Annotated in this window: 14 protein-coding genes, 1 tRNA gene and 3 pseudogenes; 7 read left to right on the forward strand and 11 right to left on the reverse strand. The window is 42.5% G+C overall.

Annotated elements, in window-relative coordinates; genetic code table 11:
- Positions 1-53: 53 nt before the first annotated feature.
- The 5 genes from JCM16159_RS16965 to JCM16159_RS10275 all read right to left on the reverse strand — a co-directional run bounded on the left by JCM16159_RS16965 (position 54) and on the right by JCM16159_RS10275 (position 3,541).
- Positions 54-200, reverse strand: a complete 147-nt coding sequence (locus JCM16159_RS16965; RefSeq protein ID WP_243666605.1) for a hypothetical protein — start codon at positions 198-200, stop codon at positions 54-56.
- 35 nt (positions 201-235) lie between these two features.
- The gene (locus JCM16159_RS10265; RefSeq protein WP_243666606.1) at positions 236-1,327 is read right to left on the reverse strand and encodes a hypothetical protein; all 1,092 of its coding nucleotides are present in this window, start codon (positions 1,325-1,327) and stop codon (positions 236-238) included.
- Between the two features lie 263 nt (positions 1,328-1,590).
- Positions 1,591-1,722 carry a hypothetical protein gene (locus JCM16159_RS19340; protein ID WP_367834454.1) on the reverse strand — a complete coding sequence of 44 codons (132 nt, stop codon included), beginning with the start codon at positions 1,720-1,722 and terminating at the stop codon, positions 1,591-1,593.
- A 17-nt stretch (positions 1,723-1,739) separates the two neighbouring features.
- On the reverse strand, positions 1,740-2,429 hold the full coding sequence (locus JCM16159_RS10270; RefSeq protein ID WP_054857768.1) for a hypothetical protein: 690 nt from the start codon (positions 2,427-2,429) through the stop codon (positions 1,740-1,742).
- A 488-nt stretch (positions 2,430-2,917) separates the two neighbouring features.
- On the reverse strand, positions 2,918-3,541 hold the full coding sequence (locus JCM16159_RS10275; RefSeq protein ID WP_243666607.1) for a hypothetical protein: 624 nt from the start codon (positions 3,539-3,541) through the stop codon (positions 2,918-2,920).
- A 295-nt stretch (positions 3,542-3,836) separates the two neighbouring features.
- Here JCM16159_RS10275 and JCM16159_RS10280 point away from each other — a divergent pair, with 295 nt between their 5' ends.
- Positions 3,837-4,700 carry a class I SAM-dependent methyltransferase gene (locus tag JCM16159_RS10280; protein WP_054857769.1) on the forward strand — a complete coding sequence of 288 codons (864 nt, stop codon included), beginning with the start codon at positions 3,837-3,839 and terminating at the stop codon, positions 4,698-4,700.
- Here JCM16159_RS10280 and JCM16159_RS10285 read toward each other — a convergent pair.
- The 3 genes and pseudogenes from JCM16159_RS10285 to JCM16159_RS19345 form a co-directional block, all read right to left on the reverse strand.
- Positions 4,697-6,027, reverse strand: a pseudogene (locus tag JCM16159_RS10285) (aspartate aminotransferase family protein). The gene JCM16159_RS10280 and the pseudogene JCM16159_RS10285 overlap by 4 nt on opposite strands.
- 50 nt (positions 6,028-6,077) lie before the next feature.
- A complete protein-coding gene (gene speE / locus JCM16159_RS10290) occupies positions 6,078-7,010 on the reverse strand; it encodes a polyamine aminopropyltransferase (RefSeq protein WP_054857770.1) in 933 nt (310 codons plus the stop codon).
- A gap of 114 nt (positions 7,011-7,124) precedes the next feature.
- Positions 7,125-8,601: pseudogene (locus tag JCM16159_RS19345) on the reverse strand (4-hydroxyphenylacetate 3-hydroxylase N-terminal domain-containing protein).
- Positions 8,602-8,863: 262 nt separating this feature from the next.
- Here JCM16159_RS19345 and JCM16159_RS10300 point away from each other — a divergent pair.
- Positions 8,864-10,485 (forward strand): annotated as a pseudogene (locus tag JCM16159_RS10300) (long-chain-fatty-acid--CoA ligase).
- Between the two features lie 90 nt (positions 10,486-10,575).
- Positions 10,576-11,445 carry a phosphotriesterase gene (locus JCM16159_RS10305; RefSeq protein ID WP_243666609.1) on the forward strand — a complete coding sequence of 290 codons (870 nt, stop codon included), beginning with the start codon at positions 10,576-10,578 and terminating at the stop codon, positions 11,443-11,445.
- A gap of 106 nt (positions 11,446-11,551) precedes the next feature.
- On the opposite strand, the gene JCM16159_RS16990 is transcribed toward JCM16159_RS10305, so the two are convergent.
- Positions 11,552-11,752 carry a hypothetical protein gene (locus JCM16159_RS16990; RefSeq protein WP_243666610.1) on the reverse strand — a complete coding sequence of 67 codons (201 nt, stop codon included), beginning with the start codon at positions 11,750-11,752 and terminating at the stop codon, positions 11,552-11,554.
- A 356-nt stretch (positions 11,753-12,108) separates the two neighbouring features.
- Between JCM16159_RS16990 and JCM16159_RS10310 the strand changes: the two genes are divergently transcribed.
- The 4 genes from JCM16159_RS10310 to JCM16159_RS10325 all read left to right on the forward strand — a co-directional run bounded on the left by JCM16159_RS10310 (position 12,109) and on the right by JCM16159_RS10325 (position 15,474).
- Positions 12,109-12,202: transfer RNA gene (locus JCM16159_RS10310), tRNA-Met, on the forward strand.
- Positions 12,203-12,447: 245 nt separating this feature from the next.
- The gene (locus tag JCM16159_RS10315; RefSeq protein ID WP_054857771.1) at positions 12,448-14,412 is read left to right on the forward strand and encodes a hypothetical protein; all 1,965 of its coding nucleotides are present in this window, start codon (positions 12,448-12,450) and stop codon (positions 14,410-14,412) included.
- Between the two features lie 151 nt (positions 14,413-14,563).
- Entirely contained in the window at positions 14,564-15,130 is a 567-nt protein-coding gene (locus JCM16159_RS10320; protein WP_243666611.1) for a hypothetical protein, read from the forward strand.
- On the forward strand, positions 15,127-15,474 hold the full coding sequence (locus JCM16159_RS10325) for a hypothetical protein (RefSeq protein WP_054857773.1): 348 nt from the start codon (positions 15,127-15,129) through the stop codon (positions 15,472-15,474). Before JCM16159_RS10320 ends, JCM16159_RS10325 begins: the two co-directional genes overlap by 4 nt.
- 24 nt (positions 15,475-15,498) lie before the next feature.
- On the opposite strand, the gene JCM16159_RS10330 is transcribed toward JCM16159_RS10325, so the two are convergent.
- Both JCM16159_RS10330 and JCM16159_RS16995 read right to left on the reverse strand, forming a co-directional pair.
- Positions 15,499-15,951, reverse strand: a complete 453-nt coding sequence (locus JCM16159_RS10330) for a hypothetical protein (protein ID WP_054857774.1) — start codon at positions 15,949-15,951, stop codon at positions 15,499-15,501.
- 2 nt (positions 15,952-15,953) lie between these two features.
- On the reverse strand, positions 15,954-16,163 hold the full coding sequence (locus tag JCM16159_RS16995) for a hypothetical protein (RefSeq protein ID WP_243666612.1): 210 nt from the start codon (positions 16,161-16,163) through the stop codon (positions 15,954-15,956).
- Positions 16,164-16,758 lie beyond the last annotated feature (595 nt).

A 16,758-nucleotide genomic window follows, 5' to 3' on the forward strand; every position in this document is an offset into this window, starting at 1 on the left:
AATTTTTGGTTTTAAATCACGAATGGCCATGTTGATGCTAAGAGGATTAATGTTTAATGTGGGTATGCTGGGAAGCATGCCGTGCCACTGAGTGCCGGTGACCATATTACGTAGCTTTCGTTATTGAAGCTTAGGGTTGTTGATGGTGTTCCGTAGATCACATACCACCTAAGTTGTATTGCGTAGTAATAGTAATACATGCATTGTGTTCCATCAGATGGGAATTCCTGAGACTCTATCGTGAAATTTCCATCGACCGGCAGGTAACCCGTGTAGTAGGCTCTGTTTGTGATGACGGTAAGTGAATAACCCCATTATCGCCAGCGCTAAGCTGAATTGCATCGCCAAATGCGGCATTACTAAGCATTAGTGACCAGGTATCGTTTGAGTACACGTTACTAACCACGGGTAAATCGCTATGCACTACATTGGCTGGGTCGGAAATAGTTGAGGATGTGGAACTTGATGATGAAAAGACCTGCGGTCCTGAGATTGGCGAAAGGCCATTACTATAACCCCCTCCACTACTATACCATTCCCATGATGATGAGTAATCAATCGCGATACCCATGCTATAGGTGGTTATGGCGGATCTTGGTGGCGTCCATTCATAATAGGCTAGACTATATGAGCTTTGGGGTTGTACATCAATCCATGCGTATGGGAATAGATTGATGTAGTCAGGGGTTGTTGCCGTATACTCCCAATTAGATGGATAATAAATGCAGAAGTCATAGTACCAATTAGTAATGTACGAGTCGCTGTATGGATTACCATAGTCGTTAAACGTGGGGCTTTCATAATAACTACCGCCAGGTAGATTTAACTGCCCTGTGGAAGTTATGGTACATGGATCAGAATAAGTATCATGTAACTGTTCGTATAGTACGAATATTAAGCTTCTCAAGCTCAATCTATAGCCTATGGATATGTCTAGTCTATCTCCATAGCCAGTAACTGCCTCAACACTAAATGGAGGTCCTCCCGCTAGGTACGGTATGAACGCTATGTAGTGTCCCTCAACTGTGTTATTAATGATCTCAGCCCTGAATAGGGCGTTTAATGCATAGTCTTGGAGCATTGTTGGTGTTGCATTATAGAAGGCTATGACGCCGTACCTTATGTATGGTGTGAGTATATTACTTAATTCAACCGGGCTTAATTTAATGTAGGGTAAATCAATAATTAATATGGAACCTGGTTTCTTCATCAGTAACGTTAATGCTTCAGAAAGGTTCAACCCTACGTAGTGTACCGTGGTAATTCCAAGTTCGGAGGCTCTCTGATAAATCTCGTTATATAGCGATTGCGGTCCAAGAACTATCACCAAACCACCTACGCTCTTAAAATAATTTAGTGATTCCGTATAGTTTACTATTAAATCATGGCCTAGAATAATTGTGGTATTGGTGGCACCGTATGATTTCAATGTTATTATGTATATAAATACATATAATAGTATTATTGCTAGTAGAGACATCGCAATTACTAGGTGTTTTAACCAGGTATCCGAGACCTTATTTTTCGCCATACACATACCCAATTCTCATCTCCTATTTATTGGTAAAGCCCTACCACAACGAACACAATTTAATGAATACCCACGTTCCTTAACTTTACCGCAGCGGTCCCCAACTCAATTACCATTAGTATTTCACCAATCATTTGAAGAAGTGGGCTTAGTATATTTATACCTGGGACTAGATCGAGGGAATAACCCATTAAGGTTAATAGCATTCCTACTTTGAGGCTTTGCCCAGGTCTACATATTTTGCCAATCTAAGAATTGCCATGTATATCAAGACCCACGATACTATTATTATCGCCCCAGTTATTATGGTTAACAGTGTTGCTGTAATTAACGTGAATATCGACAGGGCGTATCCAACGTTCGCTACGATAACTATGGATAAGCCAATCATCCTTAAGTAAGTACCGCCTAACCCTATGCCGTACTTTACATTATCTACATCACTCAATGTGTTAAATCCATTGAGTAGGAAAGCATACGTTAATGTCAGACTTACTAAGGCATTGATGACCTTGACTATGTCAGCAATAGAAATTATTTCTGAATGAATTGATATAATTGCTGTAATGTAGAATAACGCATTAAGTATTACGAACCAAAGTATGCCATTACGTATGTTAATTATACCGTTTATTAACTTACTAACTACATGCTTATTAATTGTGATAATTCCATGGAAGGCGCTAACCTGGGTTATGGCCCTTCTCAGGGACTCCCTATATTCACTATCAAGGCTATTAATTACTTGTTCGTAAACCACGGGTAATGGACCAATATAATGCCAAGTCCTACCGTGCCTATAATAGGCATAGTAACCACCGTTCAACTCCTTAATAATTAGCACGCCACGATTACCGCATCTCGGGCAAATGCCATAGCCAACACTACGGCTTGACATGAACCTCTTAATAGAGATAATGCCCTAGGTATTTAGCTTTTCTAAACTAATGCCTCTCTATATCCCTAAAGTTAAAAGTGGCTTAAGGCACCATAATAGTGATTGCCAAGTGGGCTTAGTATTGGTGTTAATATTGATAAGTTAATTAAGAGGGTAGTACTTACTTCGGTATTGAGGAACTTGGTGAATTTCCAATGGCTTTTGTGAATATGAGGTCGAGGTCTTCCTTAGGAGTTGGGTTGTGTTGGGATTATTTATGGACCACTGGGTTGTGATAAATCAACATTTCTGAGGAATTTCTCGGCAAGCGCTTGGGGGCGTTAGGGACGATGTTATTACCATGTATGTAAACCTTGAGGAGAGGACATTAACGAATTCACTGAGGACCTATGCAATTAATAGGAAGTAGTACTGAAGGAGTCTTGAGTTGGTGATTATTTTATCTATCAATTGCCTGCCTATAGGTAAGGGTTGTAATTCATGGATGCCTAGGCTTCCTCTGGTGTTTCGTACCACTTAACCTTTTCTCCAATGGCTGCCCTCATCTTCCACTTCATGCTCTTTGGTGCCTTATCCATGGCCTCCTTCATCCTATTTAGGTTGTTAATGACCTTATCCTTAACCTTCCCTGGTAAGTCAATGGTTTTTAGGTAGTTTAGGGTTCTCTCTATGTTGACTGTTGTTGTCTTGTAGAGACCCCAATCATCTGATGTTAGCTCTATTATTCTGCCCAGGTCTATCGTGTTCGCATCATCCTTATCGCCTAATTCAAATCTATACATCATTGCAATTATATCCTTTAGATCTTTCTCATTAATCTCCCAAATCTGAAACTTTGTCATTAGTAGGTCGCTCGGTGGTATTGTTGGGCTGAACCTCTCAAGCCTATCCTTAAGCTCGATGACGTGACTCTCCCTAAAGATGTCGAGGAAAACATCAATTCTCATGTTCATTTGGGTATCAAAGAACCTAAGTCTCTCCGCACCATGAAGCGCGTTAAACCTAACATCAGCCCTCAAGCCAAGTTCCTCAAGTGTCTTGGTTAACTTCCCCGAATCCCTCCTATGCGCTGCTATGTCTATGTCCTTAGGTTCACGTATTAATGCCGGCACTTCAGGTATATGTCACGAACCAAATAGGCTATTGCAACGCCACCAAGTAGCTACATGTTAACTTATTACCTTCACATGCATCAATAATAGCCAAGCCCCTCTTAATCTTCCTCTCAATGATATCTTGCGACATTACGATCATAGTAAGCCGTGGACTTATAAAACTTTTATTTTCATGGATATGTGTCATGGTCGGCTCATTTTATGTTTGTGAAATAGCACCGAGGCTTGGTGCCATTAAATATATACTATATTTACGTGATAGAAGACTTTATTAAGTCAGAGGTACCTAGTTATGAATTGGGAGGTTGAGGTGGAGGGTGACGATCAATCGTCTAGTTACGAATCAGTTATAGGTACAGTTTATGATGAGTTAGCCCCTGTTTATGAAAGAATTTTTCTAAGATTTTCCCAGTATTATAGGCATTTGTATAATGAATTGTACGAAATATTTGGAAACTATTTTGATGGCATCAAGATACACAGTAAAGTCCTTGATCTAGGTAGCGGTACTGGCATTTGGACGATGCTACTTAGGAAGCGTGGATATCACGTTGTCAGTCTAGACATATCCCGTGTATCGTTAACTAAGTGCGTTAGATCCAGGAGATGCAGTGACCCGGTGCAGGGTGATGCCGTTAGGTTGCCGTTTAGGGCTGGGTTTTTCGACGCTGTTGTGGCATATGGAAGTGTCTTTAATCATATCGTAAAGTCTGAGGAGGCCTTCAGGGAGGTTTCGAGGGTTTTAAGTAATGGTGGCTATTTACTGTTTGATGTTGATAACTTGGTATGCCCCGACATGGCCTATGAGGCGTTACTAGGTGGTATATCAATTAAGGGTTTCCTTAAGGGCTTAATTAAAGGTAGGGGTCACGTGGGTTATTGGTATGGTAATGGTAATGAGGCAATACCCTTTAGATTTTTCACGATTAGAGAATTACTTGACATACTGAGTAGTTATGGATTTGAGGTCGTGAGTCTCAGGGGTATTCACGTGCTTTCGAATATAATTCCATCAAGAATGCATCAATGGAGTAGCGGTAGAATTACTAAGGCAGCATCACTATTGTACTCATTTGATAGGGTGCTGGGTAGGTATATGCCCTTTAAGTACGTGGCCACCACATTCCTCATTGTCAGTAGGAAATTAGGTTTTTAACCCTGGTATTGCTCGTCGAGCTTCTTAACCACTTGGTCTATCTTATCGATACCCTCGTCAATTTGCTCCCTGGTTATTACTAGGGGCGGCGCTATTATGAACCAGGACGGACCACTAAACACATAAACACCCATGCTAAGTAACTCGGCAGCGAGCTTATCAACTGGCGTAGCCACGCCCCTGTACTTATCCTCATACGTGCCGAAGGGCGTCTTCCTGCTATCCTTAATGAACTCAATGGCCCAGAACAGGCCGACGCCCCTAACATCACCAATACTCTTGTGTCTCTCCTTCAACTCCTCAAGCCTCTTACTCAAGTACTCGCCCATGGCTCTGACATGACTAAGCAAGTCAAGTCTCCTATACTCCTCAATGACCGCCGGTATCGCTGCCAGGGAGACCGGGTGCGCCTCGAAGGTATGCCCATGTGCGAAGAACTCATCCTCGAAGTAATCAGCGATTTTCTTACTCACGGCCGTTATTCCGATGGGTACATACGAAGCCGACGCACCCTTAGCCGTTGTTAACATGTCCGGCTTAACACCCCATAGGTTCACGGCCCACCAATCACCGACACGACCCCAACCAGTCATAACCTCATCAGCAATGAATAATACGTCATTATCCTCAGCGATTTTCTTAAGCGTTGGTAGGTACTCCTTGGGTGGAACGACGACGCCGTTAGTACCAGTTATTGGCTCAACAAGTATCGCGGCTACATTCTTCTCATTCTTAATGACGTAATCCACGTAATTAACGCATGCCAAGCCACACTCAGGATACTTAAGGCCGAGTGGGCACCTATAGCAGTATGGCTCAGGTACCCTGACAACACCATGCATTGTGTGCGGCTCAATGAACCAACGCCTATAATCACCTGTCATGGATATTGAGGCAAGTGTTGACCCGTGATAGGACCTATACCTAACGATGACCTTGTAGGCAGGCTTCTTATAGAGCCTGGCGATCTTAACCGCAGCCTCATTGGCCTCGGTACCCGACGTGGAGAAGAAGAACTTCGTCAAGCCCTCAGGCATTATCTCGAGCAACGCCCTGGCAGCCTTGGCCTTGACCTCCGTGGCAAAGACGGGGGATATGTATTGTAGGGTTTCGAGTTGTTTTTTTTGATGGCGTTGATCACGTTTTCATTACCATAACCAAGATTGACGTTGACAAATTGAGAAGAGAAGTCCAGGTATTTCCTACCCTGGGAATCATAGAAGTAAACACCCTCAGCCTTAATAATGTTCAGCGGTTCCCAACCCCTCTGTCTACGCCAAGTACTAAATAAATGTTCGCGAACAGTTCGACTAATATAATCGTCCATACACAATAAGTAATTTTGACATTATTATAACTTTAACGGTATTAGAGGGCTCAGGCGGGTAGGAATGTTGGGTTTTTGTCTGTCGCAGGCTTTATGGTTTCGTCATTTAAAATGGCCCTTACATGCCTTGGTAACGTGAATAATGCCCTATGTATATCACCCTCATAAAATCTAAGTTCACCAGTTATCTTCTCCTTAATCCTATTATTAATCTCATCGGGCAATAGTATTGCTGGGTCATACCTCTTAGATCCAATTACGAAGCCCCACGTACTATCGAAGGAGTGCATGTACACCTGGTAAGCCCTGGCTATTGGGAATACCGAAGCAACAGTCCTGTAAATCGTGGCGAAGGTCCTTATGGAGTACGTCGTTGACGTGGCTTGGGTCACCATTATGCCATCATCACTTAGCTTATCCCTAACAATGTTGTAGAACTCAATAGTGTATAGTAGGTATGATGGACCACCCTCAAGTGGGTCCGTCAGGTCTAGTATTATTACGTCATACCTATCCCTTGACTCCTCAAGGAACTTCCTACCATCCTGAAGCACAAGCTTAAACCTTGAATCATCAAATACACCCTGGTTCATCTCAGGGAGGTACTCCTTAACGAGCCTAATTACCTCATCATCAATATCGACCATGATCACCTCCTCAACACTCCTATGCCTAAGTACCTCCCTAGCCGTAGCACCCTCGCCGCCACCAAGAATAAGCACCCTCCTCGGGTTTGGATGAGTTATCATTGCTGGGTGAACGAGCGATTCATGATAAACGAACTCATCGTATAGCGAACTCTGTATCTTACCATCAAGCACCAATGCCTTACCCAAGTCCTCAAACTCGACAATCGCAATCCTCTGATACTTAGTAATGCCACTATACAGAACCCTCCTAATACCCCTAACATGGTAACTAAATGGCGTATTAAACTCAATAAACCACGTACCCTCCTTGCTCATCCTCTCGAGACTCATCATGTGAATTACCTACCTCGACTTTTAAACATTATTTATGGTCAAGCACCACGCTGATTATGGAAGCATAAATAAGTAGAGAAGACCATATTAACGGGGATTTAATGAATGCTTAATTCACCACCATTCCAGTAGTTTCTTTACGTCATCAATCTTAGCCAGGTCCGCGTTGTATAGCGCAGCCGTCTTGCTTATGTCGTAGTTGTACGACCTGTAGAGCTCTATTACGCTTGCCTCTATGGAACCCTCCGCATGGATCATACCAACGGAGAGCAGGGCACCGAGGGCTGATAGGAATTCACGGGCGACTTGGAAGAGCCTTATCCTGACCCTCGGGTCCGTGCCCCTCTTACCAGCCAGGTACTTAACCATGTACCTCTCCTCGGTTGGGTTGCTTAACTCACTTGTTGATGGTATGTCCGCCAGTAGGCCGCCGGCTACGTCTATCATGTCCTTAACGGCGTCTAGGTACTTGGCATTAGCTGTTAGTTTACCCACGTTCGTGTATATTGGGTTTGGTATGCAAATGCCCGTGTTTGGGTCCTTAATGCACTTCTCGGCTGAGGCTATGGCGCTGGATACCAGGTACTCCTTATACGTTATTATGTCAACAATATCCCTCCTAATGTGGGACGCAGTCTCAACATCATTATACTCAGCAAAGAGCTTGGCATAGCCAAGTATTATATCGGCCAGGGCAGCCCTGTAGGAGATCGCGGTGAACCTGTGGTAAAGCGCGAAGGTTAATCCATAGGGCGCCGCGAAATCATACTCGCCGGCCAGGAAAACCCTGTCATTGGGTACCTTAACATTGTCGAATATTGTCAATGTCTCGACCTCTACGTTCGTCTTACCCATTGGGAATTCATCACCAAGCATGTTAATCTCAACCTCTCTTAGCGGTCTCGGTATTAGGATAATGCCCTTGGCATTTACTGGTGTTGCGAATGCAACCGCATAGTCTGCGTCCTCCTTAACCATATTCCTATAGGGCAGGACAATTAGTTCGTTAGCCGCAATGGATTGTGTCGTGTGAACCTTGGCACCCCTAACAATTATTCCGTCGGATTCCCTACCAACAATGTGGACGTAAAGGTCAGGGTCCTCCTGCTGATGAGGCCTAAGCATCCTATCGCCCTTAACGTCGGTCTGGGCAACGGCAATTGTAATATCATCCTTAACCACATGCTCATAATACCTCATGACCCTATCATAGTAATTAGTGCCCCTTGACCTATCAAGTTGCTTGGACGCTATCATGAGCCGAACAATGCGTCTGAACCAATGGTCTTCATTATATTGAACATACCCCTACCAAGCAGTGTTGTGTTATAGATTAACCTGAACCTCTCGATTAAATCACCGGGCTCCTGGGAACCTTATAGAACCTGCTTATGGTTCCATATTGAGTATCATCATATGTTAAGTATCTCCTTAACTCAGGATCCGCCTGCCACTTGTAGAGCTCAAGGGCGTGATTAATCGCGACCCTCAGAATCTCATGCCTAGTGACATCATCTACGGGCTTACCCCTATAATAAACGACCCTACCATCACGCAGACTATTAACATAATCCTCAGGAGACCTAACCATACAAGCAATATAGTGAGTAAGGTTGTTAATTAAAATGCTTAGTATAGTAAATATATAGTTATTTATAATATAGTGTAATAAATTAGGTGAAATATATAATGCTAATCTTTAATAACAAAATGATAAAATGTAAAACATGGAACTAATCACAAAGCAGGTAGGTGATACTGAGGTTCAGGTTATACCCGAGGGAGATTACATATGTGAGGTTCATGATGACAGGCCCTGGTTTAGGTTCTGGCCTCCTAGGGTTACAAGAAGAATGGATTACCCGAGGGTTCCTTTATTCAATATCGTTGAAGTTTCAGCAATGAGGTATCCAGGTAAGGACGTAATTATTTACTATGGGTTTAGGGTTAGGTACTCAGAGCTTTGGGACTCAATAATTAGGCTCTCGGCGTTTCTCTACAACCTTGGTGTTGATAGGGGTGATAGGGTTGCCATTTACATGCCAAATACGCCCCACTGGATAATATCATTCTTCGGCATCCTAAGGGCCAATGCAATTGCTGTGCCAATAAACCCATTGGTTGCACCTGATGTGCTCGAGTACATATTGAAGGAAACCGGGGTTAAGGCTGTGATAACACTAACACAGTTACTACCTAGATTACTCAGTGTTAAGGATAAGGTCCCATCACTTAAGTACGTAATTGCCGGCAGATATAGGGATTACTTACCTGAAAAGCCTGAGCTCAAGTTTCCCCAATTAATGCTCATGGATCCCGAGGTTCCTCAGGGAGTTATTAATTGGAGGGATGCCGTGACATTCAATGGCAATCCACCCACCGTGAAGGTTACGTATGAGGACCTCGCCGCAATCCCTTACACATCAGGCACAACGGGTATTCCTAAGGGCGTTATGCATAGTCACGGTACCATGTGGCGTCTACGCTAAATGCTGCGGTTTGGTATAATATTGCACCGAGTGGTATTGTATTAACGGTATTGCCCATATTCCACGTGACCGGCCTAGTACATTCTGTGCTTGTGCCCCTCTATGCTGGTTCAACGATGGTACTAATGACTACTTGGGACAGGGAGACTGCCGTCGACGCCATTGAGAAATATGGGATAACTCATTGGACAAGCATATCCACCATGATTGTCGATTTATTGGCAATGCCAGGCATTGAGAAGAGGAACCTATCATCATTAATACTGGCCGGTGGAGGTGGTGCACCAATGCCCGAGGCTGTCGCCAAGAGATTTAAGGAGTTAACGGGGCTTGATTACCTGGCTGGTTATGGACTTACTGAGACCTTCTCGCAAACCCACGTTAATCCACCTCACAGAGTTAAGATTGGTAGCGACCTTGGTATTCCACAACCTTGCACAGACGCCCTAGTGATAGATCCTGATACAAAGGAGATCCTACCGGTTGGTAAAAATGGGGAACTAGTGATCAGGGGACCGAATGTATTCAAGGGTTATTGGAAGAAGCCTGAGGAGACTAGGGAGGCGTTTATTGAGATTAATGGTAAGCTTTACTTTAGGACTGGTGATGTTGTTTATATGGATGATGAGGGTTATTTCTTCTACGTTGATAGGATTAAGAGGATGATTAATAGGGCTGGTTATAAGGTCTGGCCCTATAGAGTTGAGAACATACTGTATATGCACCCAGCCATTCTTGAGGTTGCCGTAGTGGCGACACCAGATCCAAGGGTTGGTGAGGAGGTTAAGGCATACGTAGTCCTTAAGCCGGAATACAGAGGCAAGGTGAAGCCTGAGGACATAATACAATGGGCTAGGGAGAGGATGTCAGCATATGAATATCCAAGGGTTGTGGAGTTCGTTGATTCATTGCCAAAGACTGCTACAGGTAAAATAGATTGGAGACTACTTCAGGAGCAAGAGAGAAAGAAGGTGGGTGGTAGGTGATGAGCCGTGGTATGAACAAGGTACCAATCGTTGGTGGAGGTGAGATAAGCCAAGTAACATGGTTTAACGTTATTTCACGAGCACCTTAAGGTGACCACCGAGGTTGTTCGTTGGAACTGGCCGCACTTGTACAATGAGGACGAGGAGCTTAGGAGGGCCATCGATGCCGTAAATGCGGCCAAGAGGTATGGCGTTAAGACGATCATAGACCTCACGGTAGCTGGGTTGGGTAGGGATGTTAAGTTTGATGAGAGGGTCGCGAAGGCGACTGGTGTTAATATAATAATGGGCACAGGCTTCTACACATACACGGAATTACCGTTTTACTTCAGGAACAGGGGCATTGACTCACTAATTGATGTCTTTATTCATGACATAACCATCGGCATCCAAGGAACCAACACTAAGGCTGCATTTGTTAAGGCCGTTATTGACTCACCTGGACTAACCAGTGATGTGGAGGTGGCCATTAGGGCCGCGGCGAGGGCTCATATCAAAACCGGCGTCCCGATAATCACCCACTCATTTGTTGGTAATAAGTCAAGCCTTGAATTAATCAGGATCTTTAGGGAGGAGGGTGTAGACCTTTCGAGAACAGTCATTGGGCATGTAGGTGATACAGACGATATTTCATACATAGAACAGATACTGAGAACCGGAGCATTCGTGGGCCTCGACAGGTTCGGCCTGGATACATACCTACCACTCGAGAAGAGGATTAAGACCACGGTTGAGTTAATAAGGAGAGGTTGGATCGACCAGTTACTTCTTTCTCACGATTACTGCCCAACCATTGACTGGTACCCACCAGAGGTTGTTAAGAGCACGGTGCCGGATTGGTCAATGACACTAATATTTGAGAAGGTAATACCAAGACTAAGGAGTGAAGGAATAGCTCAGGAGCAAATAGACAAAATACTCGTGGACAATCCAAGAAAAATATTCACTGGAGCAACCTAATAACCATTAATTCCAACATTAAAATATGAAGATATTCATATTGTACCTTTAGCGTTGAAAATAGCCATTCTATGTAAATACCATAAGGACTAAGTAACTTAAGCAATTAATTCCTTAACTCCTCAACTCGCATGGAGCCCCTACTCAACTCATACTCAACATTAACAAGCAACTCCCACAGTATATCCAAGACCTCGTCCTTACTCATTAACCCAGCCCTACCATACGCAATAATCCTCAAGGCATCGTCTATTAAATCAGTAACTAAACACGAAACTGATTGCCTGACTTGTTTATTCCGAAACATACATTTTCATTTGATTTATTTGATTTTTAAATTTTTCTATATCTTAATACAGATATTGTTATTTATACACTTAGTCAGTTTTATGCGAAATTACTAATAACATAAATACCATGGTCACAACACGACTAGAATCCTGGAATAATTACCCAGATATAGATTGTCTTAATGCCATATCTAAACCCATTGGAGAAATAGGTCACACAATCAGAGACCTAAGTAATATTAATAATCGTTCATTAATTAAACAAACATGTAAAACAGGGCAGGTGATAATCATACCCAATACTAAAGCCATCATAGGAACCACGTATAGATAGACCGAAAGCCTTAAAAGCATAGGGAAGGGCCCATAAACCAGCGGGGTAGGGTAGCCTGGTAGCCTGCGGGGCTCATAACCCCGAGAACCCAATCGGGTCGGGAAGTCCCCGGTTCAAATCCGCCCCGCTACCAAGACTTTTTTTCATAAATTTATTGATTATTTTATGAAAATTTCTATGAATAAATAATTTAATTCATTAATAGTTACTAGGTTTTACGGCATAAGCACTAATAATATTCACGTCTATGAATTTTTTGATCTTAATACCGCGGTTAAGCTTTCTAATCTTAACTTAGTTCATTATGATTTTAGTGATATAACGAATTATGAGATTACAATTAACATTAATGATTATACTAGTAATGGTGTTACTTACGTGCCGATACCGAGCCAACTCACGATAAACCTAACAGACCTACTATGGTCTCAAACGGCGGATAATGAGGAAGGTTTCGGATTCTCCGCAGAAATATACCCACCGATATACATTGTTTTCATTCCACAGGGTAATGATTATAGTGTTGTGAGTGGTTGGAACCCGTTCCTCGACATGTACTCCTACGCCAATTACGACACCAATTATTCACCTAGTGGTAATTGCTATGGCTTCTCAAGCACGGCAATACTTTATTTTGATCGTTACGTGCTTGGCGAGGACACAATCAATGGACTAGTAGTGCCCTATTACCCGTTGCAGAATTATGGGCCAACGAGTACGCCAACAGCCACAGCACAACTATATCTAGGTTATGTTAATTCAAGTAACTTAGTTATTTCGCCACCTCAATATAATTTAACACCAGCAGCCCTAGAAATAGCAATACACCAACTATTCGATCCAAATAATGCAGGCTGGTCTATTGGTTCATGGACTATTTTACCTTCAAGTTGGGGGAGTCCTAATGATTTTACTTCACTGACTAGTATTCTAAAGAGTGGGCATCCAGCTCTTCTATTAACAATTAGAAGTAACTCAAATGTTGGTCATGATGTTGTTGCTTGGGGTTATGCAAAGCTTGCCAATGGCTTCTACGCAATACTAATCAGCGACCCTGGCTATCCAGGTACCATTAGAGTCGCCATCTATAATCCAATGGACAATGCATTTGAATATATGTGGCCGAATGGCACCACATTCACAACATTCTACGTAATTCAGCCCACTCCAGCTAGGTGGAGTTGGTTTAGTAATCGGCTTACTTATTTGTCACAGCTTTTTGATAATATTAAGTATGTTGAAGAGGAGCTGGCGCCATACACTCTTATTGTTGTTTATGCCAGTTCCCAGTCTAATGTCAAGGTTTTTCTTAAAGATAACCCCTCCATGTATGATACCTTCACTCAGTGGGGTGATTCGCAGTCCTTTGTTGGGCTTATTCCTGGTAGTACAGGTGTTTTTGATGGTAATGTTGAGGTCTTTGCAATACCCAACCAGTACGATGGCGACCTTGCGGTGGACCCAATAGGTACCAGTGTCGGTGTCTTCATAATGCAGGTCTCGGGCACGACAGTCAAGGGTTTCCTAATCAACGCAACATCAAGCATGTCAATCAATGTAACCATCGGTTTAAGGCCATACGGCCTTACCATAACGTCCAACTCCTCGGCAAGCTTAAACGTAACCGGCTTCTATATGAGCAGTAGTAAGGTTGTTGTTAATTCCACAACGACTGAGTTAGAGCCTAATGAGACGACCATGATAAACTCCACAGACCTGATAGGTGTACCCTTCCTAACAATGATAACCACAACACCAACCTCATTGACTATTCCTCCACCCCCATCGTACGCGTTCATTAATGTTGTTGCCCCAAGCTACGCCACTTGGCTTGTTTCTGCGGTGGCCTCTAATGGTTGGTATGTCAATTACACGGGCACTGGCTCAATGGGTTTTGGACCAGCATTCATTGGTCAGCCAGGCACCACCGTGATATTCAATGTCACAGCCCTTGGTAACTGCCCAAGCCCATCAATAACCTATGAACCATCAAACACGCTAAGCCTAAACTACGGATCTAATTATGAGACAATAATAATTAATTGTGAACCAATGATGCGCGTTACCATGAACGTGACGACTGGTGGCGGTGTAATAACCATAATCAATGAGCCTGGTCTCGGCCAGAGGCAGTTAATTCTCAATGGCCCGATTACGGAAAACCTGGAGCTACCCATCAACACCACAATCACCATATACGCATGGCCACTACCAGGCTACGCAGTGGAGGGTGTTTACGTCAATGGAAACACCATGAGTGGCATCAACCTATACGGAGCCTACGTGGTGACGGACACCGTAACAAGCAACCAAGAAATAACAACACAATTCAAACAAGGCTAGACTTCGACATGGCATTCAGCATTAAAAATTATTAGAAATTCTTATTTTCCTTATCAAACTCTCGTTAAATTGGATAATGAGCTTTGTCACGGTGCTTCGTGACAATTCCTTAAATATGTTATCTAGAGTAAAGGGATGCGGTGATTGATTGGTGAATATGGGTATGGTTGGGTTGTTGGTCTCCGTGGTTGCCCTGGCTATTGTTTCTGTTTTCTTTGCGTATCAATGGTACACGGCAATACTTAGTTATAGACCTGAATTTCAATCATTAGAGGCTGAGTATGCCACATTACTTTCCAGGTACAACTCATTGATGACCAACTACACAGACCTGGAAAACAATTACAACTCCCTAGAGAATAATTATAATACCCTACAATCCCAATACGCCTCACTACAAAGCCAATACAGTACCCTTCAGTCAAGATATAATTCACTAATGATTAATTATACGAACCTGCAGACCGAGTACAACGCATGCGCATCAATACAGGCTCCCTATATGACCTCAGGAATACCGACGACACTACCCTCCGGTACATATTATGGCTTTGATATAGGGACGTACACACCCTATACGAATTCAACACTTGGTCCAGGCACGTACGTCTTTACGGCACAAACACCCACGACTATTTATTTAGTAATCAGTCCACAGCTCATAACCTATAGTGTTTATTACAATCCGTATTTACCGCAGGCTCCCTCGTCTTCATGAGGGAGAACTCGATTACATTAACCCTCAATAGGCCTGAGAATGTAACTATACTAACGCCAATACAAACGCAGATGACAATCACATACAATGGTAAGACATTATACACAACCGCAATGCCGAACTCCCTTAATAGTCAAAATAGTTGTGGTTATAATGGTTATCCGTATGGCTACCAGGGATGCGGCCCCATATACCTAGTACTATGGTTGACCGATGGTGCTCATTACTTTTATATAAATGGCGGCTCATTTTGTACTGGGTTCACAGCAAATCCAGTAATGGGCGAGGAGACAATACCCATTGGTTCAGCCAATACCTGTTCAGGTGTAACTATTAATGGTTAATTTACGTTCCCATGATTAAAAGTATTATGTCTCTATTTGTATTGGTATTTTTAGTACTCCTGGTGGCGTTAATGATATTCCATGGACTATGTTGTACTTCCTACTTATGCTGGTCCTCACTGAGCCATAGCCCGTTAGTTCCACATCGCCTAGGCTTATTCGCCCATTTATGCCGTAGCTCCTCGGTATCCTTATTGAGACATACTTAATGTTGTTGAGTATGTCTAGGCTGAAGTAGTCCCTTGGTGGGTAGTAGTATAGGTTGAATGAATAGTTATAATCGAAGATGCTTCCTGGAGCCATTGATTTACCTAGATCAAAGACTAAGTTGCACATGTTTAGTGGGCACTTATCCCTCTCTAGTTTCTTCACCACCTTCGTATCACCGCATCCGAATCTCAGTGGCTCGTTCCAGTCAATGTCGCCATAAACCCTAACAAAAACGTTACCTATGTCCGTAAGGCCCGTGTTCTGCATCGTTATGGAACTCTGTGTTTCATGGTTAGGTAATTGCTCGCAAAATCATTAACACTAAGTGTTATTCTTCCTCTTCTAATAAGACTCCTACGCGATATGGGTAATGCAAGGTCGTATCCCTCACCATCAACGCATCTAATGATGATACCCATGCCAATGCCCCTACCTAATGCCCTAGAGAGTCTCTGTTGATGCCACGATGTGAGTCTCATTAATTCAGTGAACCTGGCACAGGGAGAATAAAGCAATAGCCTAGTCATGATAGCTAATAAAAATTGTAAATCATCATCAAGGTAGTACTTTTTAAGTTGCACAATATAAGTTATACCTATCATTTAAAAACTTACTTAAAGATGCAAAAATAATTAATAATAATTTACTTTGAATATTATTCAAAATTAATATAAAAATTAATTCCTTCTTCCACTATAAATTTATACTAGGTAGTATAACATACTCTACGCCATATTATCTAAAATTTCTGCCTATATAATAATTATTTTTATTAGATATATTTTGATTGAGGCATGTAAATACTCTTCTTTTATCTTTAAGGTGTGAATATCGTTGGGGTAAATCTTAAATAAATCTTTATCGTGTAACATAAGATAATGTTGTTAAGCTTTATGAAGTTAATGGTTAATGGAAATTCCATCTCGTTTTTTTTCCATTGTTAATGTTTTTAGGAATATCGAGGATGCGGTTAATAGTGATGTGGAGTACATGCATGTCATGATCAGCAATAGCACATATTATGTGAATCAAATTAACTCATCAATAGGCGTCACCACAAATCAAGTCCCTAAA

The sequence above is a fragment of the Vulcanisaeta sp. JCM 16159 genome (genome assembly GCF_001316265.1).
Lineage (GTDB): Archaea > Thermoproteota > Thermoprotei > Thermoproteales > Thermocladiaceae > Vulcanisaeta.

What these genes read in the sequence shown, in the direction of transcription:
- speE (WP_054857770.1), bottom strand. Translation starts at nt 7,010, where the DNA reads ATGATGAGTCTCGAGAGGATGAGCAAGGAGGGTACGTGGTTTATTGAG.
- JCM16159_RS10325 (WP_054857773.1), top strand. Translation starts at nt 15,127, where the DNA reads ATGAGGGAGAACTCGATTACATTAACCCTCAATAGGCCTGAGAATGTA.
- JCM16159_RS10270 (WP_054857768.1), bottom strand. Translation starts at nt 2,429, where the DNA reads ATGTCAAGCCGTAGTGTTGGCTATGGCATTTGCCCGAGATGCGGTAAT.
- JCM16159_RS16965 (WP_243666605.1), bottom strand. Translation starts at nt 200, where the DNA reads ATGTATTACTATTACTACGCAATACAACTTAGGTGGTATGTGATCTAC.
- JCM16159_RS16995 (WP_243666612.1), bottom strand. Translation starts at nt 16,163, where the DNA reads ATGAGACTCACATCGTGGCATCAACAGAGACTCTCTAGGGCATTAGGT.
- JCM16159_RS16990 (WP_243666610.1), bottom strand. Translation starts at nt 11,752, where the DNA reads ATGTTTCGGAATAAACAAGTCAGGCAATCAGTTTCGTGTTTAGTTACT.
- JCM16159_RS10280 (WP_054857769.1), top strand. Translation starts at nt 3,837, where the DNA reads ATGAATTGGGAGGTTGAGGTGGAGGGTGACGATCAATCGTCTAGTTAC.
- JCM16159_RS19340 (WP_367834454.1), bottom strand. Translation starts at nt 1,722, where the DNA reads ATGGGTTATTCCCTCGATCTAGTCCCAGGTATAAATATACTAAGCCCA.
- JCM16159_RS10330 (WP_054857774.1), bottom strand. Translation starts at nt 15,951, where the DNA reads ATGCAGAACACGGGCCTTACGGACATAGGTAACGTTTTTGTTAGGGTT.